This is a genomic window from Sphaerisporangium sp. NPDC049002 (genome assembly GCF_040649355.1).
Classification (GTDB): domain Bacteria; phylum Actinomycetota; class Actinomycetes; order Streptosporangiales; family Streptosporangiaceae; genus Sphaerisporangium.
Genome location: NZ_JBEZFH010000104.1, coordinates 1 through 24,256, shown reverse-complemented (window position 1 = coordinate 24,256; position 24,256 = coordinate 1). Strand labels below are relative to the sequence as shown.

Sequence of the window (24,256 nt, the reverse complement as noted above, 5' to 3'; positions counted from 1 at the left end):
GAAAGCTACGAGGCCGGACTCCACCTCCGAGGCTCGATCATGTGGCTGAAGCTCCTCACCTCAACCACATGATCCGAACTCCAAACAGCTCCTAGCGAGCTCCAAGATCCTGAACGCTCTGAACGAGTGATCCGAGCGGTTGCGGAATGGCCTCGGGTTACCTCGGGGCCATTCGCATATTTGGGCTGACCTGGCAAAACGGCTTCAAGATCGTTGCACACATATTGCACGGGTGCTGACATACGACTGCCTACAGTTGCATGTTGCTGCTCTCGCCCGTCTCTGTTCTGTCACCTACTCCTGTCCATAGGTGCAGGTCAGGCGGCGAATCACAAGGTCAACCAGGTGCCCCCGGCAGGATTCGAACCTGCGGCACCCGCTTTAGGAGAGCGGTGCTCTATCCCCTGAGCTACGGAGGCGGGGCTGGTGTAAGCGTACCGAAAGGCGAGCACCATGTGTGCAGAGGCGTGGCTTGGCTTTGCGACTCGTATCCCATGTGTGCGCTGAGCTGGGGTAAAAGGCTGACATGCCAGCAACGTACGGTAGCGCTGTGTGACTACTGTCACGCAGCGTGAGCGGAGAGCGACGAAAGCAGGTTGAGAGGCGCCGGGGTGTCCGGCCGGGTGTGCTCCTGGCGGCGATGCTGGCGCCTGCGGTCCTCGCGGCAGGGCTCCTTGTGGCTGAGCTCACTGGATATGAGGAGCATGTGCGAGGCCGGCCGCAAGATGCGGTGAAGATGAAGGTCGCGTCGGGGTGGCAAGGGGTGCCCAGCATGGTCTTCGTGACCCCTGTGCCCGCTCCGCCGCATGCGGACTTTGGGTACCAGGGTGTGGTTCCGACTCCGTTGATCCCCGTGGACGAGAAGGTGCTGGACGTCTCGCGGATGAGGGCCGGTGGGTGGGAGCCGGTGGATCCACACCTGAAGGCTGGACATGGGGAATCGGCGGGACGCTATCCACAGGCTGATCGTGATGGATGGCTGGGTCGCGTGTTGCGGGCTGAAAAGCCGGACACAGCGGCGATATGGCCTGGGGTGAGGCGCGATCGTCCAGGGCGGCACGTATGGGCTGCCCCTCGTGAAGAACGCGCGACGACGATGTCGTCGGGGGAACACGGGCGGGCGGCGCGGCCGGATGACCGGGTGCCCTTGGTTCCGCAGGAAGATCACAAAGGCGCCGTACGGCCGGAGGAGCGCGGGCAGGTGGTGTCGTCCGAGGACCGCACTCCAGCCGCGCATCCGAGTGAGAACGCGCAAGCCCTGAATCCGGAGGACCGTGCCCAGGGCGAACGCCCGGAGGATCCTGCCCAGGGCTCGCGCCCGGAGGAACACCCACAAACTGCTCGGTCGGCGGGACGCGGGCGAGCGGTGCAGTCGACGGAGGGCTCATGTGCTGCCGTCGCGGCACAATGTGCGGAGGTAGTGGAGTCGACAGAGGGCTTACAAGCTGCGGATTCCGCAGAACGTACGCAGCCGGCGCCGTCGAGGGAGGGTGTACGAACCGCGGACCCGGCGGAACGTACGGAGATCGAGCTGACGGTCGGGCGTTCTGGAGCGGTGTGGTCCGGTGGGTGGGGTGTGCCGGAGGTGGGTGTTCCCGGCATGTCGGTGCGGCAGGCATCGGGACTTTCGGCGGTGCGTCCCGCCAGGTCCGGGGTGCCGGCAGTGGGGGTTTCGGCGGTGCTTGCGGCTGGGTTCGGGATGCGGGGGTTGGGGGCTTCTTCGGTGGGTTCCGCTAGGTCGTGGATGCCCGTAGAGGGAGTTTCGGCGATGGCGATGGCTGGGGCTGGGGTGCCGGAGGGCGTGTGGCGAGCGGGGTGTTTTCCCGCGTGGCGCGGCAACTGGCTGTGGCAACTGTGCCAAGCGTGCGATAGCGAGAAGGTATAAATGCCATGATCCGTACATAACGGCTCTCGCGACTCGGGTCCGACTACACCGGTTGCTGTAGTAACGTGCGTGCCGGGCTCAGGTCACAATTTCGCAAACGGAGGGGTCCGTAACGTGCCATCTCCCCGATCGGCGGGCTTGATCGCCGTCCTCATGGTGATGGTTTCCATGATCACCATGACGTCGTCGGGCTCGGCGCAGGCGCGGTCGGTCGCCCAAGAGGCTGCAACCCGGGAGCTCGATCCGGGCAACCTTAATCAATTGCGGCGGGACGCCGAGAAGTCGTCCCAGGCGCTGGCGGATGCCACGAAGGCATTGGAACAGCGGCAGGCGACGCTGGCGAAGGCCGACAAGGAGCTCAAGGGCAAGCTGGAGCAGCTGCGCACGGCCACTCTGGAGATGTCCAAGGTGCGCAGGCCGCTGGCGGACCTGGTGCAGTCTCTGTACCAGGAGCCTTCGGGTGGCGACATGGCGCCCTTCTTCACCGGTGAGAAGGACGCGGGCAGCCTTCGTGCTCTGAGTGACATGACCTACATCGTGTCGGGTCGTGACAAGGTTCTGGCCGACGCGGGGCGGCTCTACCAGGAGCAGCAGAGGCTGGCTAGTGAGGCGCAGGATCTTCGGGCGACGAAGCTGCTGGTGGAGGCCCAGCTCAGCCTTGAGATCGACACGCTGAGGAAGCGGTCGGCGACTGTCGTGAAGTCCCTGTCCCAGGCTTTGACCAAGCTCGGGGTGCGCGTCAACCAGGGCGGCCGTACGGGCGCGGCGTGCGACCCCACCCAGGTGAGCGCCGCCGCGCAGTACCCCAACGGGCTCCTCCCCAAGAGCGCCCTGTGCCCGCTGCAGCAACCGGGCCGCGAGTTGCGAGCGGACGCGGCGATCGCCTTCGTCGCGCTCAACGAGGCGTACAGGAAACAGTTCGGCAGGCCAATGTGCGTGACCGACAGTTACCGCAACCTCAGTGAGCAGCAGGCCGTCTTCTACCGCAGGCCGGGCTTCGCCGCCGTACCCGGACGAAGCAACCACGGGCTCGGGCTCGCGGTGGACCTGTGTGGTGGCGTCGACGTCTTCCGCTCGGTGCAGTTCAACTGGCTTGAGGCCAACAGCAAGAAGTTCGGGTGGATGCACCCCGATTGGGCCTATCACAGCCCGTTCGAGCCGTGGCACTGGGAGTACGACCCGAAGCTCGGCTCTCTGCTGTAGACGGGATATCTGTGCTGCCTAGAGTGCCCGGTCCTTGAAAGGTGCTTCGCCTGGCGGTTTCCAGGCGGTGGGGCGAATGCGGCTGGTCGCTTGGTCATCGGGGGTGGCCGTGGATGGTGATCGACAGGCGTGAGCCCGTACCGGCCTGGGCGAGGCGGGCGGCCTGCTCCGGTGTGGTGGCCAGGACGACGAGAGCGCCGCTTTCCGTCATGGAGTCCTCCGCGCCCGCCGAGCGTGGCAAGGCCATGACGGTGACCGCCTGAGCCACTGTGGCCGTGCGCGGATCGAGGGCGGCGTCGTCCCATTGGGCCGCGGCCGCGATCACGTCGATGACATCGCCCACGCGAAGCAGGCGTGCCGAACCGGCGTCGGTGATGCGTACGGGCGTGGCAAGCATGCCGGGGCCGTAGGCGTCGATCAGGGAGGGGCCGAGCAGGCGTACGTCGGTGAGAGGCTCGCCGCGCCGGGCCGGAGCGGCCAGGACGCGTCCGGCGACGGGCGCTCCGGGGCGGAGCGCGCCGTCGGGCACCGCGGCGTCAGGGATGAGTGCCACGGTCAGGTCTGAGGCTGACAGCGTGCCTGCCCTGAGGTCCCGGGCGGCGGCCAGGACCTCGGTGGACGGAGCCGGACGCATGGCCAGGCCGACACTCGCCGTGGCCATCGCCGCGAGGACGACGGCCACGAGCCGGCGCCGGCGGTTGAGTACCCGAACTGCACGGAGTGCGGCCCGCATGGGTGTCTCCTGCGGCTGAAGGTGAGGTTCGTGGGTCGAGTGGGGGGATCAGGGGAGTTCGAAGGGGAGCTTGATGCCGTTCAGTGCGTCGCCGCAGGGGCAGGCGCGTTCTGTCGGCAGCTCGGCGGCCACCGAGCCGACGAGTGCGCGCATGCGCTCGCTGTTGGCCGCGAAGAACTCGAAGACCTCGTCCTGGGTGACGCCCTCACCCGTCTCGACTCCGGCGTCGTGATCGGTGACCAGGGCCAGCGTGGTGTAGCACAGGGCCAGCTCGCGGGCGAGAACGGCCTCCGGATAGCCGGTCATGCCGACGATCGACCAGCCGTTGGAGGCGAACCAGCGGGACTCCGCCCTGGTGGAGAAGCGGGGACCCTCGATGACGACGAGAGTGCCCCCGTCGACGGCATTCCAGCCTTCGGCTTCGGCCCTTGAATAGGACAGGGCCCTGCCGACGGGGCAGTAGGGATCGGCGAAGGGGACGTGGACCGCGCCGCTCGTGTCGTAATAGGTCTGCACCCGGCCCGACGTGCGATCGACGAGCTGGTCAGGGATCACAAGGGTGCCCGGACCGTACTGAAGGCGGAGGGATCCGACGGCGCTCGGCGCCAGCACCTGGCGCACGCCGAGGGAGCGAAGAGCCCAGAGGTTCGCCCGGTAGGGAATGCGATGGGGAGCAAACCGGTGATCGCGGCCGTGGCGGGGCACGAACGCGACCGCGCGCGAGCCGATGTGGCCGACAGTGATGGTGTCGCTCGGCGGCCCGTACGGCGTGGCGACGTCGATCTCTTCGGCATCATCAAGGAGGGAGTAGAACCCTGAACCGCCGATGACCCCGATTTCCGCTCTCATGACCATGGCGCAGACACTAGCGCCCCGGCCCCGCGCGGAAGAGACCCGAGTCGAGACCTGTGGATAACCCTAGGGCGAAATGACGGGTGGCACGGAGATCGGGGCACGTTGTGATGGGTGATTCCCGCCGCTGATACACAGCGTCGGCGGGCGCATCGCTGCCAGGTCCGGAGACCCGAGGTCCGAGGGGGCTCAAGAAAGGTTGTACGGCCTGCGGGGGAGCCGTACAACCCGGGCGTCGTCAGGCGGCCGAGCTGCTCGCGGACGCCGAAGAACTCGCCGAGGCGGGCTCCTTCTTGGTCGTGGTGGTGCTTCCGGAGTCGGAGCCGCCGGAGTCCCCGGAGCCGCTGGAACCGGAGGAAGCCGAGGAACCAGAAGAAGCGGGGGAACCGCTGGACGACGAGACCCCGGAGGTGGTGGACGAGCGGTTGTCCGTCCGATAGAAGCCGGAGCCCTTGAAGACGATGCCGACGGCCGAGAACACCTTGCGCAGCTGGCCCTCGCAGCTTGGGCATGTGGTCAGCGCGTCGTCGGAGAATCTCTGGACGACTTCGAGCCCTTCACCGCAAGCGGTACAGGCGTACTGGTAGGTGGGCACGCACTCCTCCTCGTATGACTCAAGCCGAGTATGACTCACGCAGACTGGCACTCTACCGATGCGACTGCTAATGGTACGCAGCCGATTAGGCTGAACGCCACCCAGGCAGGTTCTAATCCCCGTCACAGGCTCTGTGGGGTACCCCGTAAGAGGCCCCACCGCAGTGACCGTGCGAGCCATGCGGTGACTGTGCGAGCGGCCTGCGTAAAGAGGCGACGGCCCTGCGTGAGGTGGCCCGTGCGTGAGGTGGCCCGTGCGTGAGGTGGCCCTGCGGGAGGGCCGTGAGGTGGCTTGTGCGTGGTGAGGGGCTGTCACTCGCCGCGTTCGCCGTACCAGCCGGCGAGTTTGCCGCGGCGGCTCACCGCTCGAAGGCGGCGTTCGACGGTCTGCCTGTACGCGGCCGTGGTGACGACCAGGAGCTGATCCTCGGCCCGCAGGCGTGTGGAGCCCTCGGGGACGAATGAGCGGCCCTCGCGTACGACCATGGTGACGGCCGCGTCCGAGGGCAGGCGAAGCTCGAAGATCTCGACTCCGTGGAGCCCCGAGCCCGGTGGGATGGTGATCTGCAGGAGGTCGGCGTTGAGCTCTTCCAGCGGGGCCGCCTCCACCCCGAGGTCGCGGGCCTCGTCGAGCGCGTTCACCCGCAGGATCCGCGCGAGGTACGGCAGCGTCGGCCCCTGCACCATCGTGAAGACGATCACGATGACGAAGACCTCGTTGAACACCCCCTTGGCGCCGATGAGCCCGGTCGCCCACGGGATGGTGGCGAGCACGATGGGCACCGCCCCTCGTAGTCCCGCCCACGACAGGAACGCCTGTTCGCGCCAGGAGAGCCCGTCGAGGCGCCCCAGCCGTACGATCAGGGCCGAGAGCACGACGGACAGGGGCCGTGCGACCAGGAGCAGAGCGAGGCCGGCGATCAGGCCGGGCACGACGGCGGCGGGCAACTCGTGAGGGCTGGCGAGGATGCCCAGCATGACGAACAGGCCGATCTGAGCCAGCCACGCGGCCCCCTCGGCGAAGCCCCGGGTCGCCGCCCGGTGCGGCAGCCGCGTGTTGCCGAGGACCAGAGTGGCCAGGTACACCGCGAGGAAGCCGCTGCCGTGCAGGAGCGCCGCGCCGCTGTAGGCGACGAACGCGAGGGCGAGCACGGCGATGGGGTAGAGGCCGGACGACGGCAGCGCCACCCGCCGCAGGGCGTATCCGCCGAGAGGGCCGACCCCGAGGCCGACCGCGCATCCGACCGCCAGCTCGAACAGGGCGTCGAAGACGACGTGCCCCACGCTCGGCAGCGGAGTGTTCACCTGGCTGAGCATGGCGACGACGATCACCGTGGGCGCGTCGTTGAAGCCGGACTCGGCCTCCAGGATGCCGGACAGGCGCTGGGGAAGGCGAAGACGGCGCAGTACGGAGAACACCGCGGCCGCGTCGGTTGAGGCGAGGATGGCCCCGAGCAGCAGGGCCGTACGCCAGTCCATGTTCAGCAGCCAGTGGACGGCGGACGCGAGGGCGACGATGCTCACGGCCACGCCCACCGTGGCGAGCACCAGAGCGCTAGGTACGGCCCGGCGGACGTGCTGCCAGTTCGTGGTGAGGCCGCCCTCGGCGAGGATCACGGCGAGGGCCGCGAGGCCGATCTGCTGCGCGAGCTGCGCGTTCTCGAACTGGATGCCCAGCCCCGCCTCGCCGACCAGCAGGCCGAGCCCGAGATAGATCAGCAGGCTCGGCAGCCCCGTGCGGTGGGCCACCCGCACCGAGGCGATGGCGGCGATGACGACGACGGACGCGAGGAGCAGCCAGATATTCAGGTTCACCGGCCCCCCATCTCGTGTTTTCCGTCCATTGTGTCGTATTCGTATGCGCCTCTACCACGATGAACTGCTATGAGCTACCGTCACACGCGACACAAGAGGCGCTATATCGACGGGTATCAGGTGACGGCAGTGACCGACGAGACTTCCCCGGTTCTGGAGAACACGAGGAAGGATGAATCCGCCGGTGACGAGGAGGCCGTCCCGGCGAAGGCGCCCAAGAAGCGGCGCCTGGTGCGCCGGCTGCTGATCGTCACGGGGCTCATCTTCGCCATGGTCTTCGCGGCGGGGTTCGCGCTGGTGATGGAGCGTCAGATCACGCTGAACGGCAACATCCAGCGCATCCCTGGGGCGTTCCCCGAGGACGCGGGGCGGCCTGCCAAGGCCGTCGGAGACGCGCAGAACTGGCTGCTCATCGGGTCGGACAAGCGGCCGGGCGAGTCGGGCAACCAGCGGGCCGACACGATCATGATCGTCCACGTCCCGGCCGCCCGGGATCGGCTCACCCTCATCGGCATCCCCCGCGACTCTTATGTCCGTATCCCCGGGCACGGAAACAACAAGATCAACGCAGCGTACGCCTTCGGTGGCCCCAAGCTGCTGATCAAGACGGTCGAGGACCTGACCAAGATACGTATCGACCACTTCGCGGCGCTCGACTTCCAGGGGTTCGTCGCCATGACCGAGGTGATCGGCGGCGTCGACGTCTACGTGTCCCGCAAGGTGTACGACCCGATGAACAAGATCACGTGGCCGCAGGGCGAGGTGCACCTGCAGGGCGAGAAGGCGCTTCTGTTCGTCCGGCAGCGGTACAACCTGCCGGGGGGCGACTTCGACCGCATCAAGCGGCAGCAGGCGTTCATCGGCGCGATGGGACACAAGATCATCAGTAAGGAGCTGCTGACCGATCCGTTCAAGCTGAACGCCTTCCTGGAGGCGCTCACGCAGGCGGTCAGCGTCGACTCGGGCGTGACCCTGAGCACGCTGCGCGGTCTCGCGCTGGAGCTGAGAGACATCCGGCCGGACACCGTGGACTCCACCACCATCCCCACGATCGGCACCGCGACCGTCAAGGGCGCCAGTGTCGTACGCCTGGACAGGAAGGCCGGGGTGGCGTTCTTCGAGGCGGTCAGGGGCGACACCCTGGAGCAGTACTTCAAGGACAGCGGCGGCCTGAACGACCTGACGATCCTCCCGTGACGACCCGGGCTCCCCGTCCGAAGGCGTCTCCCCGCCAGTCTCCGCCTCGGAAGCCTCACAAAGCGTTCCGCCTCAGAAGCCTCAAGATGCCTCAGAAAGCGCCTTCGTCTCAGAAAGCGCCTTCGCCACAGATAAGCGTCTTCGTCTCCAAAAGCGCCTCAGAAGGTGACGATCCCGGACGGGAGCGCCGCCATCGAGACGGCCTGGTCGTGCGGCTCCGAGGGGATGCCCTCGATCAACTCGCCCTCGTGGAGCAGCGCGACCGTCGGCACGTTCGGCCCGACCCGCGCCAGCGCCCGGTCGTACGAGCCGCCGCCGCGCCCGAGCCTGACCCCGCTGGACGGGTCGACGGCCAGCGCGGGCACGATGACCAGGGCGGCCGTACGGATGGTGTCCACGCCCCGCCGCGTGTCCACGGGCTCCATGACGCCGCGCGGCCCCGGGGCCATCGAGTCGGGCCCGTCGTAGACCGCCCAGTCGAGATCGTCGTCCGGTTTCAGCACGGGCAGGATCACCGTGGCGCCGTGCTTCCAGAGGGCGAACACCAGGCCCTGGGTCGCCGGCTCCGTGCCCATCGACCAGTAGCACGCCACCAGCCCGGCCATCTGGACCCAGGGCTGGTCGAGTAGCGTTTCCCTGATCGCGGTCGCCGAGCCGCGCGGATCCGACAGCCCTGCTCGTGCGGCGACGATCCTCCGGCGCAGCTCCGCTTTGTCCACTCGGCCCTCCATTAAGGTGCATCCATGGCTGACTACGATCCAGTGACGAAAGTTGTCATCCCCGCCGCCGGTCTTGGTACGCGATTCCTGCCGGCGACCAAGGCGACCCCCAAAGAAATGCTGCCGATCGTCGACAAGCCGGCCATCCAGTATGTCGTCGAGGAGGCGGTCTCGGTCGGGCTCCTCGACCTCCTCATGGTGACAGGCCGGAACAAGCGTTCCATCGAGGACCACTTCGACAGGGCGTACGAGCTGGAGGAGGTGCTCGCCGCCAAGGGCGACTCCGAGCGGCTCTCGCAGGTCCTTGAGCCGGTGGAGATCGCCACCTTCCACTACGTGCGGCAGGGCGAGCCCAAGGGACTCGGCCACGCCGTCCTGTGCGCGAAGCAGCACGTCGGCGACCACCCGTTCGCCTGTCTGCTGGGCGACGACCTCATCGACTACCGTGACCACCTGCTGAAGCGCATGATCGAGGTGCGCGACACCTACGGCGGCAGCGTCGTCGCGCTGATGGAGGTGCCGAGGGAGCAGGTCTCCCTGTACGGCTGCGCGGAGATCTCGCCGACCTCCGAGGACGACGTGGTCCGCGTCACCGGCCTCGTGGAGAAGCCCGCGCCCGAGGACGCCCCGTCGAACTGGGCGGTCATCGGGCGTTATGTCATCGACCCGGCGGTCTTCGAGGTGCTGGAGAACACCGCTCCCGGGCGTGGCGGGGAGATCCAGCTCACCGACGCGCTGATGGAGCTCGCCGGCCGTTCCAACGAGGAGGGCGGCCCGGTCCACGGCGTGCTCTTCCGGGGGCGCCGGTACGACACCGGCAATAAGATCGACTACCTCCGCACGGTCGTCCAGTTCGCGGCGGACCGTCCTGATCTGGCGCCTGAGTTCATCTCGTGGCTCCGCGAGTTCCTCGACGATCTCCCTCAGTAGCCTGCGCGCACCGTTCGACGCGATGAAGCCTCCACAGATGGGTCGATGCGATGAAGATTCCACGGGTTGGTGGACGCGGTGAAGCCTCCGCGGGTCGGGGGACGCGATGAAAACGGTTGACGCCCATCTGGCCGAGATCCTCGGTGCGGTACGTCCCCTGGATCCGGTCGAGCTCGACCTCCAGGAGGCGCTCGGCTCCACCCTGGCCGAGGACGTCACCTCTCCGGTCGCGCTGCCGCCCTTCGACAACTCCGCCATGGACGGCTACGCCGTACACGCCGGGGACGTCGCGGGGGCGACAGGCGACGATCCCGTCGTGCTGCCGGTGACGGTCGACGTGCCGGCCGGGGACACCGCGTCGCGAGCGGTCGAGCGGGGCTTCGTCACGAGGATCATGACCGGGGCGCCCGTGCCCGAGGGCGCCGACGCGGTGGTCCCCGTCGAATGGACCGACGGGGGCACCGTCAAGGTCGCGATCAGCCGGCCCGCTCCTCCGGGCAACGCCATCCGCAGGTCGGGGGAGGACGTCCGCGCCGGAGACCTCGTTCTGGCCTCGGGCACCGTGATCGGCCCGCCCCAGCTCGGCATCCTCGCCGGGGTGGGGCGGCGTACGGTCCTCGCCCATCCGCGCCCGCGCGTGGTGGTCCTGTCGACCGGCGCCGAGCTGGTCGACCCGGGCAGCCCGCTGGGTCACGGGCAGATCTGGGAGTCCAACAGCTACACCATGGTCGCTGCCGTCCAGCAGGCCGGCGGGGTGGCGTTCCGGAGGAGCGCCGTGGGCGACGATCCCGAGGAGTTCCTCGCCACCCTGCACGGCCTCATCGGCGAGGCCGACGCCGTGATCACCACGGGCGGCATCTCGATGGGCGCGTACGAGCCGGTCAAGGAGGCGCTGTCGCCGCTGGGCACGGTCAGGTTCGAGAAGGTCGCCATGCAGCCGGGCATGCCCCAGGGCTTCGGCCTGCTGGGCGACCGGCGGGTGCCGATCTTCACGTTGCCGGGCAATCCCGTCTCCTCGTACGTCTCGTTCGTGCTGTACGTGAAGCCCGCGCTCGCCAAGATGCGCGGCGTGCCCGCCGGGCCTCCGGCCTCCGTGACCGCGACGACGGCCGCGGCGGTGCGCTCTCCCGCGGGCCGGCGTTCCTTCCTGCGCGGAGTGCTGAGCACCGTGGGCGGGAGCGCCGTGGTGACCCCCGTCCACGGGCAGGGGTCCCACCAGCTCGCGGCGCTCGCCGGAGCGAACGCCCTGATCGTGGTGCCCGAGGACGTCACCGGTCTGCCCGAGGGTACGTCCGTGGAGGTGATCCCGCTGTGAGTGAGCTGACCCATCTCGACGAGTCCGGCGCCGCCCGCATGGTGGACGTGTCGGCCAAGGACGTCAGCGTCCGTACGGCCCGCGCCACGGGCCGGGTGCTGCTGTCACCGGAGGCCGTGGAGATCCTGAGATCCGGCACCGTGCCGAAGGGCGACGCGATCGGGGTCGCCCGCATCGCGGGCATCCAGGGAGCCAAGCGCACTCCCGACCTGATCCCGCTCTGCCACCCGATCGCGCTGCACGGGGTCAAGGTGGAGGTCGTCGTGGTCGACTCCGGGGTGGAGATCACCGCCCGGGTCAAGACCGCCGACCGTACGGGCGTGGAGATGGAGGCGCTCACGGCCGTCTCCGTCGCGGGCCTGGCGATGATCGACATGATCAAGGCGGTGGATCCGGCGGCGGTGATCACCGATGTGCGGGTCGAGGAGAAGACCGGTGGGAAGACCGGCGTCTGGACCCGGCCGTGAGGGCTCTGGTGGTAACGGCCTCCAACCGCGCCGCCGCCGGGATTTACGCCGATAAATCGGGACAACTGTTGGTCGAGTTGCTGGCCGAGGCCGGCTGCGAGCAGGTGGACGGCCCGAGAGTCGTGCCCGACGGTGAGCCCGTCGAGGCCGCCCTGCGCGAGGGCGTCCGCGAGGGGTACGACGTGATCGTCACCACCGGAGGCACCGGGCTGACCCCGCAGGACCTCACCCCGGAGATGACCGGCCGGGTGATCGAACGCGAGATCCCGGGCATCGCGGAAGCAGTGCGGCAGGCCAACCGCGAGAAGGTGCCCACATCGATCCTCTCGCGCGGGCTGGCCGGCCAGGCGGGGACGACCCTCGTCGTCAACCTGCCCGGTTCGTCGGGAGGCGTCCGGGACGGCATGGCCGTCCTGGCTCCGATCCTCCGGCACGCCGTCGATCAGATCAGGGGTGGCGACCATCCCCGCCACTGACGGACGCTGTAACAGCGAGGGCCTTGTCTCCGCCATGGCGAATTCGGGGTCGGACAGGGGATGATTGACGCGTGGATCGACTTCGCGGCTGGCCGGCGAACCTGAACGAGGGACCGGTGGGACTCAGGCCGCTGCGTCTGCGCGATGTCAGTGCCTGGCGGGAGACCCGACTGCGCAACGCCGACTGGTTGCGGCCATGGGAGCCGAGCAACCCCGAGACCCCGCTGTTCCGCACCGGCCTCGGGCCGTACATCTCCATGGTCGGCACCCTGCGCCGCGAGGCTCGGCAGGGCCTGGCGCTGCCCTGGGTCGTGACCTGGCGCGGGGCGTTCGCCGGCCAGCTCACGGTGGGCGCGATCGTCTGGGGCTCGGCGAGGTCGGCTCAGGTCGGTTACTGGGTGAGCGGCACCCTCGCGGGGCGCGGGATCACCCCCACGGCGCTCGCGATGGCCGTCGACCACTGCTTCTTCACCGTGGGCCTGCACCGCCTGGAGGCGAACATCAGACCCGAGAACCACGCCAGCCGCCGGGTCGTGGAGAAGCTCGGGTTCCGCGAAGAGGGCATCCGCCGGCGGCAGCTCCACATCGACGGCGCCTGGCGCGACCACATCTGCTACGCCTTGACGCTCGAAGACGTGCCCCGGGGGCTCCTGGCCCAGTGGAGGCAGACCCGGGAGAAAACCGCACACGACGGCTCCTCCTAGAGGGCCATAGACAGCTTTGACGTAGGCCTGGGGATAAACAGGTTGACGATCTCGCGACACACCGCACCGAATGCTCGTCAACCAGTGACACGCGGTCCTACGGTGCGTGACGTGAGCACATTTGCGACGCCACCGGCCCCGTGGTGTGTTCACGCTGCCCACAGCGGCCCGCCGGGCGCCGGCCGGCGTGCCTGCCCGCATGCCGACCAGGGTGGGTTGAGGATTCCTGCCTCGGGCGGATGGGGTGACGCCGCCCAGGGTGGGTTGAGAAGATCCACTCTGCCTGGATCCGACCAGGGTGGGTTGAGAAGATCCACCTTGCCTGGATCCGAGCAGTGGCGGTTGACGAGCCCCGCCCGGCGTGGACGGCCGGCCACCGCTCAGCCCCGGCTGATGAGCGTCGCCCGGGAGGTGGGCGGGTGAGTAGCGCCTTCCTCTATCTCGGCATCGTCCTCATGTGGCTGTGCGTGCTCGTGCCGATGTGGCTGCGCCGTGACCGTGCCTCGGTCGAGATCGCCGAGCTTTACAACGAGGGCGAGGAGTCCGATGGGGACACCCTCGCCGATCTTCAGGTGTCCGAGGTCCAGTCCGGCCATGCCGCGCTCGCCACGGCCACCGCCGACGACGAGATCACCATGGAGCTCGGCGCCCCCGAGTCCCGCGCCGGATCAGGCGCGCACGGATCACCTGGCGCCGTGTCTCGAACCCGCCCCGACCCTGACGCGCGAGCCACGCCCCACGGGCCCTCAAGGCCGGGCGCTTCGTCCCCAGAAATCTCCAGGCCCGCGGCTTCCTCCCGGGGTTTCTCCAGTCCTGGCGCCTCCTCTCCGGATGTCTCCAGGCCTGGCACTTTCTCGCCGGATGTCCCCAAGCGCGGTGCTTTCTCGCCGGATGTCCCCAAGCCCAGGACCGCGGATGGCGGCTCCGCCGACGAGGCCCCTGGCGGCTCATCCGGCACCGAGACCGAGCCGGATCCTGGCGTACTCACCGGAGAGCTCTCCGATGAGGACCTGTTCCAGGAGGAGTGCCGTCGTCGGGCGAGGGTGATGGCGCGCCGCCGCAGATGGCTCCTGTGGACCGTGCTACTCCATCTCGCCTCGTTGGTGACGGCGGCCGCCGGCGTGGCGCCCTGGTGGAGCGTGGCGCCTTCCGGCGTCCTGCTGGCGTCGTACCTCGCGGTCCTGCGCGTCGCCGTGGCGGCGGACGCGGAGCGGCGCGTCGAGGCCGCGAAGGCACGCGCCGAGCGGGACCGCAGGGCACGCGAGCGCGAGCGTGCGCTCGAAGAGGCCGCTCAGCAGGCCGAGGCCGAGATCCTTGAGTTCCGCAAGCGCGTCGAGCCCTTCGACCAGTACGCGGACCGCACCCGCCGCGCGGTCGGCGACTGACGCGCTCCGCAGCGCGGGCGGCCGTCCGGATCCGGGCTGTCGGTGTTCTGTCGACACGAGTGGCGCGGGTGGTCGCCAAAGTTTGCTAATCTGGTCGAGTCCTAGGGGCTGTAGCGCAGTCCGGTAGCGCACTTCGTTCGCATCGAAGGGGTCAGGGGTTCGAATCCCCTCAGCTCCACCCAGGTCAAAGGCCGTTTCCGCAGATCGGAAACGGCCTTTTTGATCTTTTGGGTGACTATGACCACGGCGCTCTCGGCGGCGGCGGCGGCCCTACCGGCCCGGACTGCTGGCACTCCAGCGCTGAGTGCGGCTGACGCTCATCGACCCGTTCCCGCCACCACGAACCCTGTCTCGTAAGCGGCGATCACCGCCTGGGTCCGGTCCCGTACGCCCAGCTTGAGCAGGACCGACGCCACGTGCGACTTCACCGTCTGCACCGACAGGAACAGCTCGCCGGCGATCTCCGCGTTGGACCGCCCGCGCGCCAACGACCGGAGGACATCCCGTTCGCGTTCCGACAGCTCCGGCAGCGGTCTCCCGGTTCGTACGGCGAAGCGTTCGATGACGCCGCGAGTCGAGGCGGGGAAAACCAGTGACTCGCCCGAGGCGACGACGCGGACGGCTTCGATCAGTTCCTTCGGCGGCACCCTTTTCAGTACGAAACCGCTCGCACCCGCTCGAAGTGCGTCGAAAACGTACGCGTCGACCTCGAACGTGGTCAGCACCAGGACGCGGGGAGCGTCCTCTGCGACGGTGATGCGGCGGGTGGCCTCCAGGCCGTCCATGCCGGGCATCCGGATGTCCATCAGGACGACGTCGGGGGGCAGGGGGCCGCCGGTGAGGGCGAGCGCGGCCCGGCCGTCACCGGCTTCGGCGCTCACCTCCCAGTCGGGCTCGCTGGACAGGATGGCGCGCAGGCCGATCCGCACCAAGGGGTCGTCGTCGACGATCGCGATCCGCATCAGGACTCCAGCGGCAGGACGGCCCGCACGGTGAACTCGCCGGCCGCGGGGCCGATGGTGGCCGTGCCGCCCAGCAGGCTCACCCGGTCGCGGATCGAGGCCAGGCCGTGCCCGTGCCCCGGGAAGGCGGGACCGTCGAAGGCGTTCACCACGCGGATCGTCACCGCGCCGGAGCCGGTGCCGACCTCCACGGTGACCGGGCGGCCGGGGGCGTGCTTGGCCGCGTTGGTCAGCGCCTCTTGGACAATCCGGTGCACCCCGCGCCCGATCGCGGGCGGCAGGCCGGTCGCCTCGATCGACGCGGTCACCGCCATCCCGGCCTCGCGCGCACCGTCGATCAGCGCGGTCAGGGCGGCCGGGTCGTCACCGCCGGGCAGGGGCGCGTGGCCCTGGATGCCGGAGATGATCCGGTCCAGCTCGCCGAGGGCGGCCCGACCGCGCTGCTCGATGGTGGAGAGCGCCTCGCGGGCGAAGCCGGGGTCGTGGTCAAAGACGTGCACGCCGGCGCCGGCCTGAACGACGATCATCGACAGCATGTGGCCGATACTGTCGTGCAGCTCCTGGTCGATCCGGAGCTGCTCCTGGGCGCGGGCCAGCGCCAGCTCGCCCGGCCCAGGCCCCAGCAGGCGGGCGGCCAGCCGCAGGTGCCAGGCGGCGAGCGAGGCCAGGACGCGGCGCAGCGGCAGCAGCATCAGCCCCAGGACGGCGACGCAGACCAGCCCTTCCAGCCAGGAGACCTCGACGTCCTGGTCGCCGAACGTCCCGGGGAACAGCGTGACGAGCAGCAGGACCAGCGCGACGAACGGGCGCAGCGCCCTGACCACGATCAGGACGAGCGCCACCGGCGCGGTGGCCACTCGGATGAGCGCCCACAGCAGCACCCGGACGGCGCGGACGTCCAGCAGGGAGGTCACCCGCCCATCGTCGCGCCCGATCGCCCCCTTTGTCCTCGCCCACAGGAGTGAATCGCGATCGGCTCCCGGGAGGGAAGCGCCGCCCGGCAGCCCGCGACTAGCTTCGGCGCCGTGAAGAACACACTGTCCGCTTTATGGATCTTCGTCATGTTCAACTACCTCTACTGCGACATCCTCGGCCTCATGGATCCCGCCGAGGTCAACCCGATGGAGGTCACCCCCGGCTTCCTGCTGTCGGCGGCGGCCCTGATGGAGATCCCGATCGCCGCGACCCTCGTCTCCTTCCTGGCCCCGTACGGCCCGAACCGCTGGACCAACGTCGGAGCGGGAACCGTGATGACCTTGGTGCAGATCTGGTCGCTGACCGTGGGACCGTCGACGGGCTACTACATCGCCTACAGCGTCGTCGAGATGTCCGCCACAGCACTCATCGCCGTCTTGGCCTGGCGTTGGGCCGGCGCAGCACCCGCACCTCCCGAGGCGCCAATGGGCCCTCACCGGGCACGTCGACCGGGGCGGACGTTCGGTTGACGAGGAACCAGAGGTCGTCCGTTCCGATCGAAGGGGTCAGGGGTTCGAATCCCTCAGCTCCACCCAGGGCCGTTCTTGAGGTAGCTCAAGAGTGGTTGACGAGATCCCGTCCGATCGGCTTGATCGGGCGGGATTCGCCGTTTGTCGGGTTGATGTGATCGCTTAGCGAGCTCCGAGGGGCGCGTCGGGCGGCTGTGGAGCCGTTGACCCCTTCGTTCTGTGCCCGGATGGGTTTGCGGTGTGGAGCGGGGTTGGGCGACGGCGGGCGGCGACCGCCAGGGTGGCGCTGTAGCCGGAGGTGGGCTGGGTGGCTCCGGCGCTTTGGCGCCAGCCTGCGATGATCTCTATCGAGGCCAGATCGCGGGTAGATCGGGGCGGCCGTGCCCGGAGCGGGGTTCGAGGTGCAGTCGGCTGTCGCGGCTACTCCGTGGGTCGGCGTGCCTGTCTTACTTCGCGGTCGATTGCCCAGGCGTCCGCCACCGGGCCCACGTGCCCGAGCTTGTCGGGGTTGATCACCACGCGGATCGTCTGGATCTGCCCGTCGAGTACATCAAGCGCCAGGGTGTGGAGCACCTTGCCGTCCCGGTCGCGGAAGATCGCGCCCGGCTGGCCGTTGATCTCGCGCGCCTCGCCCGTCACGCCGATCAGGGCCATCTGGGGGAAGACGGAGGCGAGCAGCCGGGCCACGTTCTGGGCGCCGATGACGGCCTTGGCCAGCTGCGGGGCCTTGCCGCCGCCGTCGCCGACCATCGATACGTCGGCAGCCAGCAGGTTCTGCAGGCCGGCGACGTCGCCTTCGCGGAGGGCGTCGAAGAACCGCGACGCCAGTTCATCTCGCTCTTTACCGTCCGCCTCGAAGCGGGGCCGGCCTGCGACCATATGGCGCCGCGCCCGCACCGCCAGCTGGCGGCACGCCGCCTCCGAGCGCCCCACGGCCGACGCGACATCGGGAAAGCCGAAGTCGAACACCTCCCGCAGCACGAAGATCGCCCGCTCGAGCGGGGACAGCCGCTCCAGCAGCACCAAGGCCGCCATCGACAACGAGTCGGCCAGCTCCGCCGACCGCTCGGGGTCCTGGTAAGGATCGGCGAGCAGCGGCTCGGGGAACCACGGCCCGACGTACTCCTCCCGCCGGACCCGGGCCGAGCGCAGCACGTCGATCGAGATCCGGGTCACCACGGCCGACAGGAACGCCTTGACCGACCCGGGCTCGGTCGGGGAGGTCGAGTAGCGCAGCCAGGTCTCCTGGACCGCGTCCTCGGCCTCGCTCACGCTGCCCAGAATCCGGTAGGCGATCGAGAACAACAGCGGCCGCAGCTCCTGAAACTCCTCTGCCCTGCTCATACCAGCTCCTCCTTGAAACCCTGCCGCCACGAGGGGCAGGGCAGCCGGCAGGTGGTCCGTCCCTCCGTGCGCAGCCGGTTGGTCTGTGTGAACCACCGGTTGATGTGCTTCATGACCAGCCGCTGCCCCAGAACCCCGGTCCCGCCTGCCATGAAACACATGCATGATCATCATTCCGTGATCGACCATCGCCCCTCCACGGGACGGGGCCAGATGATCGGGAACTGTGTCGCCGCCGGTCAGCCGGTGAAGGACCCGGGGCAGAAGCGGCCCCACGCGATGAACGCCGCAACCGAGAGATAGATCAGGTTCAGCACCACGAACGCGGATTCGCCACGTCGGCCGTGGGTGGTCATCGCGCCGACCATCAGCAGGATCCAGCAGACCGCGGTCACCGGCACCAGAACCGGCGCGATGTCGAGCGCGGCGGGCAACATCAAGCCCACCGCAGCCAGGAGCTCAAGGACACCCAGGGTCCTGACGAAGCCGACACTGGCGTCTGCGGTCCATCCCCCACCACGGACCGCGGCCAGCTTCTCCTTGGGCACGAACGTCTTGCTGATGCCGCCGCTCAGCGCCACCACGGCCAGCAGCCCGGCAGCGATCCACAACGCGAGGTTCATCGTCCACTCCTTGATCGAGGATTGCCCGCACCTCCCTAGACGAGATAGCAACCCCGCCAGTGACATCTCCGAACACCCGCGCGCGTACGGCCTGTGTCACAGCTCAGCGGGGTGTCTCGTCTCAGAGGGCATGACGAACTCGGAACAGACCTCGGTGCTGATCACCGGAGGCAACACGGGGCTCGGTTTTGAGGCGGCCCGGCGGCTCGGGGAGCAGGGTTGGACGATCTTCCTCGGCTCGCGCGACGAAGGGCGAGGACGGGCAGCCGCAGCCGAACTGACCGACGGCGGCGCGAAGGTGATCATGGTCCCGCTTGACGTGACCTCGGACGACTCGGTGACCGACGCGGTACGGCTCGTCCGGGAGCACATCGACCGACTGGATGCCATGCGGTCCTGCGACTCCACACCGTAAATGGCAAGCGCTGACAGTCACTACCGAGCGCGGGATCCTTGTCGCCGAGCCACCTGCCCGAGAACGCGGGCGCACTACCGCATCGCACCCGCTCGACGCGTAGTGCAGTGCCGATGATCTACCATGCTGCTATGCAGCACCTCTGTGACTGACCAGCAGATGTCCCGCACCCCGCTCACTGCGGGGCCGACGACTCGTCTTCGTCGCTCTCTCCCGGTTATTACCCGGGATCGGACACTGCTGGAGTCATCGAGTGTTGCCTGCATGCCGTCAATCTTCCGGAAGCCTCTTCGCGTTGCTATGCGGCAGCGCCGATTTCAGACGTCTCATCGGTGCTTGCGCGTTCAGCCTGACAGGCGACTGGTTAGCCTTCGTCGCCTTGAGCGGGTTCGTCTACCACCACACCGGTTCGGCGGGGTGGACGGCGCTGCTGTTCGCGATCAACTCCCTTCCCGGAGTGCTGTTGTTTCCGCTGATCGGCCCGATGACCGACCGCTTCGACCGGCAACGTCTTCGAGTCGCGTGCGACCTGGGCTCGTTGGTTCCGGTCATCGGCTTGCTGGTCGCCTTTCAAGCTGGTTCTGTAGCGCTGGCGCTGGGGTGCCTGGCCGCATTGTCCGTGTTCGCCGCGGTGGCCGGCCCCATCCCTGAGGCCGCACTGCCGAACCTTGTCACCCGCCGGGAACTGCCACTGGCCCAGGCCGTGATCGGCAGCCTGTATTCGGCCGGCCTGCTTGTGGGAGCCGGTCTGGGAGGCGTGGTCACCGCGGCATGGGGAACCTCGGCCACACTCCTCATCGATGGCGCCTCGTTTGTCTTCTCCGCGCTTCTTGTCGCGAGAATCAAGCGGCCCTTCTCCAGCGCCATGACTATGCGCCGGCTGCGGATAGGAGCTGATACAGCCGAGCTCTGGCGGTTTCTGCGAGCTACTCCGGTGGCGTCGGCCTTGCTGTGGCTGACCGCAGGGCTGCGTCTCTGCTACGGAATGGTCGGGCTCCTGCCCCTCTACGCCCTCGATCGCTTCCACGTCGGCGACGCGGGAGTCGGCGTCCTGTACCTCGGACAGGGGATTGGTGCCGTTCTCGGTCCCTTCGTGGGCAGACTGCTCACGTCGGGCTCAACACGCCGACGGCTGTACGTGGCTGCGGCGGCCTTGGCCACCTTCGGTCTCGGATACCTGTTCCTGGCCCACAGCACTCACCTCGGCCCAGGAATGGCCGCGGCCTTGGTGGGCCACATCGGAGTGGGCGCGTGCGCGATCCTTGCCCTCAATGGTCTGCAACTGACGACACCCGACCACATCCGTGGACGGGTCATGGTGTTCTTCTTCAGCCTCTCGTCCGCGTTCCAGGGAGTGTCGACACTTGCCGTCGCACCCATGGCCGCGACCATCGGGATGACCGATACCACTCGTCTCCTTGGGGTTTTCGCCATTTCCTACGCGATCATCTGGTCATTCGGGTCATCGCGGATCAGAGTCACACAGTTGGATACCCCCCATAAGGACGCCTTCGGTGCCTGACGATGACCCTGCGTCGTCAACGCTCAGAACGGCGGCTGATTCGCGCAGCGCGATTTAGGATCGGGCCATGCCCCTGGGCGCGAACGACATCGACCGGTTCGAGGCCTCCAGGCCGCGCCTGGAGGCCATCGCCTACCGCCTCCTCGGCTCCGCCGGGGAGGCCGAGGACGCCGTGCAGGAGACGTTCCTGCGCTGGCAGGCCGCCGACGTCGACCACATCGAGGTCCTTGAGGCCTGGCTGACCAAGGTCCTCACCAACCTGTGCCTCAACCAGCTCACCTCCGCGCGGGCGCGCCGCGAGACCTACGTGGGCCAGTGGCTTCCCGAGCCGCTGCTCGCCGGGGACCCGATGCTCGGCCCCGCCGAAACCGCCGAGCAGCGCGAATCGGTCTCGTACGCGATCCTCACCCTCATGGAGCGCCTCTCCCCGAACGAGCGGGCGGTGTACGTGCTGCGGGAGGCCTTCGCCTACCCGCACCGGGAGATCGCCGAGATCCTCGACCTCACCGAGGCGGCCAGTCAACAGATCTTCCACCGCGCCAAGAAGCACGTCGCAGGCGGCAAGGCCCGAACCGAAGTCGACGAGGCCACCGCCCTGCGGATCGTCAAGGAGTTCCTGGCGGCCGCCACCAGCGGTCAGACCGAGCCGCTCGTGCGCCTGCTCACCGAGGACGCCATCTCGATCGGAGATGGTGGCGGGAGGGTCCCGGCCCGCGCCAAGGCGTTCGAGGGCGCCGTCGCGGTCGCGAAGTTCCTGCGGGGCCTGTTCAAACCCGGCGAGGCCAAACGCGCCATCGTCGGCGGCGTGCCCGAGGTCTACGCCTGGACCGCCAACGGTGACCCCGCCGTCGTGGCCGTCGTGGACGGCCGGGTCGTCGGAGTCACGTGCCTGGAGGTCACCGCCGAGGGCATCACCGCAGTCCGCAGCCAGGTCAACCCCGGCAAGCTCGAACGCGCGACCGCGCGCTGGGCGGCCGCCGACCATGGGGAGTTCCTGTGCACAGCCTTCTAGCCAGTATGTGAGGTGCTTCACATCGCGTTCCTGTCAGGAAACGGTGGGCCGCCCGGTTCAGGTGGCAAACCTGCGCGAGACAGGAGCAAGGAAATGCAGCACCGCATCATCGTCCTGGGAGCCGGATACACCGGAGCCATCGCCGCCGGCCGCCTCGCAAAACGATTCCGCCGCGAGGACGTCGCCATCACCCTCGTCAACGCCGAACCCGACTTCGTCGAACGCGTCCGCATGCATCAGCTGGCGGCCGGCCAGGACCTCAAGCCCCGGCCGTTCAGTGAGATGTTCGCGGGCACCGGCGTCGAACAGAGGCTCGCGAAGGTCACCGGCGTCGACGTCGACCGCAAGACCGTCGCCGTCGTCGACGCGAACGGCGCTGAAGAACTCGCCTACGACACGCTCGTCTACGCCCTCGGCAGCGGCTGGAACGCCCAAGGTGTGCCTGGGACCGCCGAGCACGCCTATGAGATCGCCAGTCGCCCTGGAGCGCTCCGGCTGCGCGACCGTCTGGCCCGCCTCGGCGCCGGGCAGACGGTGGTCGTCGTCGGCGGCGGCCTCACCGGCATGGAGGCCGCGACCGAGATCGCCGAGGCCCGCCCGGACCTCGACGTCGCCCTCGCCGCCCGCGGCGACCTCGGGGACTGGCTCTCGCATAAGGGCCGCGAGCATCTGCGGAAGGCCTTCGGCAAGCTCGGGATCACCGTGCATGACCGCACCGCCGTCACCGGCGTCGAAGTCGGGCGCGTCGTCACCGCGGACGGCAAGGTCATCCCAGCCGCGGTCACCGTGTGGACAACTGGCTTCGCGGTCCACCCGATCGCGAAGGCCACCGCTCTGGAGGTCACCGGCACCGGCCAGATCGTGGTCGACGGGACCATGCGCTCGGTCTCGCACCCGGACGTGTACGCCGTCGGCGACGCGGCCATGGTGATGGGCCCCGGGGACAAACCGCTGCGGATGTCGTGCGCCTCGGGAGTTCCGACCGCGTGGCAGGCCGCCGACGCGATCGTGGCGCGCCTGACCGGCGGCAAGCTGCCGAACGTGCCGATCCGCTACCTCAACCAGTGCATCTCCCTGGGCCGCAAGGAGGGCTTGATCCAGTACGTCACCGCCGACGACCGCGCCGTGCGGGCGGTCCTGACCGGACGGCTCGCCGCCGTCTACAAGGAACTGGTCTGCAAGGGCGCCGCCTGGGGCGTCGCGAACCCGACCCTCGGGCTGCCTACCCGGCGCCGCCGCGTCACGCGTGAGCGCACCGCGGCGGGCTCGGCCGTCGGGGCGCCGGCGTAGAGCACGAAGCGAAGCAGGTGCCCTTGATGCTGTCGAGCATTAAAGAAGACGGGCGAAAGAATCAAGAAGCCTCAGGGCGGGCACCCTGACGACCTCGACACCTCACAACCCCGGGAAACGACCACGGGAATTCCGGGAAGCGATCTTCCTGGCCCCCTCGTGAAACGATCCACCCACGTCAAAAGGTCACTGCCCGTCATGGGAAGTGGCCTTTTCGATCTCTGCAGAGCAATGTTGTACGGCGATGACTGTTCGAGTTGCTCGCCGAGCTTCTTGAGTGCCGTCCGCGTCGCCTCGGACGGCACCCTTCGACCATCGAGCGGGCGTCGAGAGACGTTCTGAGAGAAGGAGGACCCGTGACAGAGGCACGAGTGCTGGTGATCGGTCTCGATCCCGCCAAGCTCCAAGACTGGGACCCGGAGCCGATTCAGGCGGCGATAGCACGCGGTCAGGCCCGTTTCGGCGATCATGGTCTCGAGGCCGACTGGTGCCTGGTGGCACTCGACGAGAACCCCGAAGGAGTGATCGTCGAGGCGCTGACCCGCGAAGACTACGCCTGCGTGGTGATCGGGGGCGGCATCCGCAAGCACGAGCCGTTGCTCGAATTCTTCGAGAAGGTGGTCAACCTCGTCCGGCAGCACACGCCCGGCGCCGCCATCGCCTTCAACAGCAGCCCCGAGGACTGCGTCGACGCGGCTCAGCGTTGGCTGCGCTAGCCCACAGCGCCGCGGCGCGCGGGCGCCACCAGCCTGGCGTGCCTGACCGGACGTGACGTCCCTCAGGACCGCTCTCGGTACGTCCGGTGTCTCGTCCACCATCGGTCAGATCAGGGCGTCATGTTCGCCGGCATCGATGATGTCCGCGGAGATCGGATGCCAGTTGCTCAGGCAGCTCGCCGGAGCACTGAGCTTCGGGCGGACGGGCCGGCACCGCGCGGGCCGGCGGCATCCGAATGGTCTCAAGTGGGAAACGGTCATTTCAACCGCGGGAGCAAGAACAATCCTTCGTTCGCGCAGGTCACACATGTGCTCGTCAACACCTTGAGGGCAATCCAGGGAGCGACAAGCCGTGACCAAGCCGAATTCAAATGCCGGGTGATGTGCTTCGGAAATGAGCCGAAGACGTCTCCGCACCACTGCAGGCGGGGCACGCGGCTCACTGTGAAGGAAGGAAAGAACATGAACAAGAAGATCGTGAGTCTGGACGATCTCAGCAACGAGCCGACGGCCATCGATGAGGCCGACCTCTTCCTCGTCGCCGGTGGCATGATGTCCCGCTGCTACAGCACGGGTGGACACCCGGCCACCGACTGGGTCTCCGACTACTAAGAACAATCGGGGCCGCGTGGGAGGAGCGCACGCTCCTCCC

Annotated in this window: 25 protein-coding genes and 2 tRNA genes; 16 read left to right on the top strand and 11 right to left on the bottom strand. The window is 68.5% G+C overall.

The window, feature by feature from the left end; translation table 11 throughout:
• Positions 1–346: 346 nt before the first annotated feature.
• Positions 347–419 (bottom strand) — tRNA-Arg (locus AB0B89_RS21015).
• A gap of 1,634 nt (positions 420–2,053) precedes the next feature.
• On the opposite strand from AB0B89_RS21015, the gene AB0B89_RS21010 reads away from it, so the two are divergent.
• On the top strand, positions 2,054–3,088 hold the full coding sequence (locus AB0B89_RS21010; protein WP_358555195.1) for a M15 family metallopeptidase: 1,035 nt from the start codon (positions 2,054–2,056) through the stop codon (positions 3,086–3,088).
• Positions 3,089–3,182: 94 nt separating this feature from the next.
• On the opposite strand, the gene cpaB is transcribed toward AB0B89_RS21010, so the two are convergent.
• The 4 genes from cpaB to AB0B89_RS20990 form a co-directional block, all read right to left on the bottom strand.
• Positions 3,183–3,821: a Flp pilus assembly protein CpaB gene (gene cpaB, locus AB0B89_RS21005; RefSeq protein ID WP_358555192.1), complete on the bottom strand. Its 639-nt coding sequence runs from the start codon at positions 3,819–3,821 to the stop codon at positions 3,183–3,185.
• Between the two features lie 48 nt (positions 3,822–3,869).
• Positions 3,870–4,676, bottom strand: coding sequence for an S-methyl-5'-thioadenosine phosphorylase (locus tag AB0B89_RS21000; RefSeq protein ID WP_358555189.1), 807 nt, complete (start codon positions 4,674–4,676; stop codon positions 3,870–3,872).
• A 235-nt stretch (positions 4,677–4,911) separates the two neighbouring features.
• Entirely contained in the window at positions 4,912–5,268 is a 357-nt protein-coding gene (locus AB0B89_RS20995) for an FmdB family zinc ribbon protein (RefSeq protein WP_358555186.1), read from the bottom strand.
• Positions 5,269–5,579: 311 nt separating this feature from the next.
• Positions 5,580–7,082, bottom strand: a complete 1,503-nt coding sequence (locus AB0B89_RS20990) for a potassium/proton antiporter (RefSeq protein WP_358555183.1) — start codon at positions 7,080–7,082, stop codon at positions 5,580–5,582.
• Positions 7,083–7,211: 129 nt separating this feature from the next.
• Here AB0B89_RS20990 and AB0B89_RS20985 point away from each other — a divergent pair, with 129 nt between their 5' ends.
• Positions 7,212–8,279: an LCP family protein gene (locus AB0B89_RS20985; RefSeq protein WP_358555180.1), complete on the top strand. Its 1,068-nt coding sequence runs from the start codon at positions 7,212–7,214 to the stop codon at positions 8,277–8,279.
• 158 nt (positions 8,280–8,437) lie between these two features.
• On the opposite strand, the gene AB0B89_RS20980 is transcribed toward AB0B89_RS20985, so the two are convergent.
• Positions 8,438–8,998: a 5-formyltetrahydrofolate cyclo-ligase gene (locus AB0B89_RS20980; protein ID WP_358555177.1), complete on the bottom strand. Its 561-nt coding sequence runs from the start codon at positions 8,996–8,998 to the stop codon at positions 8,438–8,440.
• 24 nt (positions 8,999–9,022) lie between these two features.
• Here AB0B89_RS20980 and galU point away from each other — a divergent pair, with 24 nt between their 5' ends.
• The 7 genes from galU (at position 9,023) to AB0B89_RS20945 (ending at position 14,453) form a co-directional block, all read left to right on the top strand.
• Entirely contained in the window at positions 9,023–9,928 is a 906-nt protein-coding gene (gene galU / locus AB0B89_RS20975) for a UTP--glucose-1-phosphate uridylyltransferase GalU (RefSeq protein WP_358555174.1), read from the top strand.
• A 106-nt stretch (positions 9,929–10,034) separates the two neighbouring features.
• Positions 10,035–11,243, top strand: a complete 1,209-nt coding sequence (gene glp, locus AB0B89_RS20970; protein WP_358555171.1) for a gephyrin-like molybdotransferase Glp — start codon at positions 10,035–10,037, stop codon at positions 11,241–11,243.
• Positions 11,240–11,710, top strand: a complete 471-nt coding sequence (gene moaC, locus AB0B89_RS20965; RefSeq protein WP_358555168.1) for a cyclic pyranopterin monophosphate synthase MoaC — start codon at positions 11,240–11,242, stop codon at positions 11,708–11,710. The genes glp and moaC overlap by 4 nt, the downstream gene beginning before the upstream one ends.
• Entirely contained in the window at positions 11,707–12,186 is a 480-nt protein-coding gene (locus AB0B89_RS20960) for a MogA/MoaB family molybdenum cofactor biosynthesis protein (RefSeq protein ID WP_358555165.1), read from the top strand. Before moaC ends, AB0B89_RS20960 begins: the two co-directional genes overlap by 4 nt.
• A gap of 71 nt (positions 12,187–12,257) precedes the next feature.
• A complete protein-coding gene (locus tag AB0B89_RS20955; protein WP_358555162.1) occupies positions 12,258–12,890 on the top strand; it encodes a GNAT family protein in 633 nt (210 codons plus the stop codon).
• A 419-nt stretch (positions 12,891–13,309) separates the two neighbouring features.
• Positions 13,310–14,275 carry a hypothetical protein gene (locus AB0B89_RS20950; RefSeq protein WP_358555159.1) on the top strand — a complete coding sequence of 322 codons (966 nt, stop codon included), beginning with the start codon at positions 13,310–13,312 and terminating at the stop codon, positions 14,273–14,275.
• Positions 14,276–14,379: 104 nt separating this feature from the next.
• Positions 14,380–14,453 (top strand) — tRNA-Ala (locus tag AB0B89_RS20945).
• Positions 14,454–14,592: 139 nt separating this feature from the next.
• On the opposite strand, the gene AB0B89_RS20940 is transcribed toward AB0B89_RS20945, so the two are convergent.
• Together AB0B89_RS20940 and AB0B89_RS20935 are read right to left on the bottom strand one after the other, a co-directional pair.
• The gene (locus AB0B89_RS20940; RefSeq protein ID WP_358555156.1) at positions 14,593–15,237 is read right to left on the bottom strand and encodes a response regulator transcription factor; all 645 of its coding nucleotides are present in this window, start codon (positions 15,235–15,237) and stop codon (positions 14,593–14,595) included.
• Positions 15,237–16,151 (bottom strand): histidine kinase, encoded by a 915-nt coding sequence (locus tag AB0B89_RS20935; protein ID WP_358555153.1) that lies wholly within the window; start codon positions 16,149–16,151, stop codon positions 15,237–15,239. Before AB0B89_RS20935 ends, AB0B89_RS20940 begins: the two co-directional genes overlap by 1 nt.
• Before the next feature lie 111 nt (positions 16,152–16,262).
• Here AB0B89_RS20935 and AB0B89_RS20930 point away from each other — a divergent pair, with 111 nt between their 5' ends.
• A complete protein-coding gene (locus tag AB0B89_RS20930) occupies positions 16,263–16,682 on the top strand; it encodes a DUF6326 family protein (RefSeq protein ID WP_358555150.1) in 420 nt (139 codons plus the stop codon).
• A 420-nt stretch (positions 16,683–17,102) separates the two neighbouring features.
• On the opposite strand, the gene AB0B89_RS20925 is transcribed toward AB0B89_RS20930, so the two are convergent.
• The 3 genes from AB0B89_RS20925 to AB0B89_RS20915 all read right to left on the bottom strand — a co-directional run bounded on the left by AB0B89_RS20925 (position 17,103) and on the right by AB0B89_RS20915 (position 18,649).
• Complete coding sequence (locus AB0B89_RS20925) at positions 17,103–18,026, bottom strand: RNA polymerase sigma-70 factor (RefSeq protein WP_358555147.1); 924 nt, start codon at positions 18,024–18,026, stop codon at positions 17,103–17,105.
• Positions 18,023–18,187: a hypothetical protein gene (locus tag AB0B89_RS20920; protein WP_358555144.1), complete on the bottom strand. Its 165-nt coding sequence runs from the start codon at positions 18,185–18,187 to the stop codon at positions 18,023–18,025. Before AB0B89_RS20920 ends, AB0B89_RS20925 begins: the two co-directional genes overlap by 4 nt.
• Before the next feature lie 78 nt (positions 18,188–18,265).
• Positions 18,266–18,649 (bottom strand): DoxX family protein, encoded by a 384-nt coding sequence (locus tag AB0B89_RS20915; RefSeq protein ID WP_358555141.1) that lies wholly within the window; start codon positions 18,647–18,649, stop codon positions 18,266–18,268.
• 130 nt (positions 18,650–18,779) lie between these two features.
• Here AB0B89_RS20915 and AB0B89_RS20910 point away from each other — a divergent pair, with 130 nt between their 5' ends.
• The 6 genes from AB0B89_RS20910 (at position 18,780) to AB0B89_RS20885 (ending at position 24,216) form a co-directional block, all read left to right on the top strand.
• Positions 18,780–19,064: an SDR family NAD(P)-dependent oxidoreductase gene (locus AB0B89_RS20910; protein WP_358555138.1), complete on the top strand. Its 285-nt coding sequence runs from the start codon at positions 18,780–18,782 to the stop codon at positions 19,062–19,064.
• A gap of 253 nt (positions 19,065–19,317) precedes the next feature.
• Positions 19,318–20,586, top strand: a complete 1,269-nt coding sequence (locus AB0B89_RS20905) for an MFS transporter (protein ID WP_358555135.1) — start codon at positions 19,318–19,320, stop codon at positions 20,584–20,586.
• 67 nt (positions 20,587–20,653) lie between these two features.
• A complete protein-coding gene (gene sigJ, locus AB0B89_RS20900; RefSeq protein WP_358555132.1) occupies positions 20,654–21,598 on the top strand; it encodes an RNA polymerase sigma factor SigJ in 945 nt (314 codons plus the stop codon).
• Positions 21,599–21,691: 93 nt separating this feature from the next.
• Positions 21,692–22,888 (top strand): FAD-dependent oxidoreductase, encoded by a 1,197-nt coding sequence (locus AB0B89_RS20895; RefSeq protein WP_358555129.1) that lies wholly within the window; start codon positions 21,692–21,694, stop codon positions 22,886–22,888.
• 356 nt (positions 22,889–23,244) lie between these two features.
• Entirely contained in the window at positions 23,245–23,604 is a 360-nt protein-coding gene (locus AB0B89_RS20890; RefSeq protein ID WP_358555127.1) for a hypothetical protein, read from the top strand.
• A 462-nt stretch (positions 23,605–24,066) separates the two neighbouring features.
• A complete protein-coding gene (locus AB0B89_RS20885) occupies positions 24,067–24,216 on the top strand; it encodes a hypothetical protein (protein ID WP_358555124.1) in 150 nt (49 codons plus the stop codon).
• Positions 24,217–24,256: the final 40 nt, after the last annotated feature.

Bases quoted from the DNA above. Each gene is read 5' to 3' on its own strand.
- AB0B89_RS21010 (WP_358555195.1), top strand. From the start codon at position 2,054: ATGATCACCATGACGTCGTCGGGCTCGGCGCAGGCGCGGTCGGTCGCC.
- cpaB (WP_358555192.1), bottom strand. From the start codon at position 3,821: ATGCGGGCCGCACTCCGTGCAGTTCGGGTACTCAACCGCCGGCGCCGG.
- AB0B89_RS21000 (WP_358555189.1), bottom strand. From the start codon at position 4,676: ATGGTCATGAGAGCGGAAATCGGGGTCATCGGCGGTTCAGGGTTCTAC.
- galU (WP_358555174.1), top strand. From the start codon at position 9,023: ATGGCTGACTACGATCCAGTGACGAAAGTTGTCATCCCCGCCGCCGGT.
- glp (WP_358555171.1), top strand. From the start codon at position 10,035: ATGAAAACGGTTGACGCCCATCTGGCCGAGATCCTCGGTGCGGTACGT.
- AB0B89_RS20940 (WP_358555156.1), bottom strand. From the start codon at position 15,237: ATGCGGATCGCGATCGTCGACGACGACCCCTTGGTGCGGATCGGCCTG.
- AB0B89_RS20925 (WP_358555147.1), bottom strand. From the start codon at position 18,026: ATGAGCAGGGCAGAGGAGTTTCAGGAGCTGCGGCCGCTGTTGTTCTCG.
- AB0B89_RS20920 (WP_358555144.1), bottom strand. From the start codon at position 18,187: ATGTGTTTCATGGCAGGCGGGACCGGGGTTCTGGGGCAGCGGCTGGTC.
- AB0B89_RS20915 (WP_358555141.1), bottom strand. From the start codon at position 18,649: ATGAACCTCGCGTTGTGGATCGCTGCCGGGCTGCTGGCCGTGGTGGCG.
- AB0B89_RS20910 (WP_358555138.1), top strand. From the start codon at position 18,780: ATGACGAACTCGGAACAGACCTCGGTGCTGATCACCGGAGGCAACACG.
- sigJ (WP_358555132.1), top strand. From the start codon at position 20,654: ATGCCCCTGGGCGCGAACGACATCGACCGGTTCGAGGCCTCCAGGCCG.
- AB0B89_RS20895 (WP_358555129.1), top strand. From the start codon at position 21,692: ATGCAGCACCGCATCATCGTCCTGGGAGCCGGATACACCGGAGCCATC.
- AB0B89_RS20885 (WP_358555124.1), top strand. From the start codon at position 24,067: ATGAACAAGAAGATCGTGAGTCTGGACGATCTCAGCAACGAGCCGACG.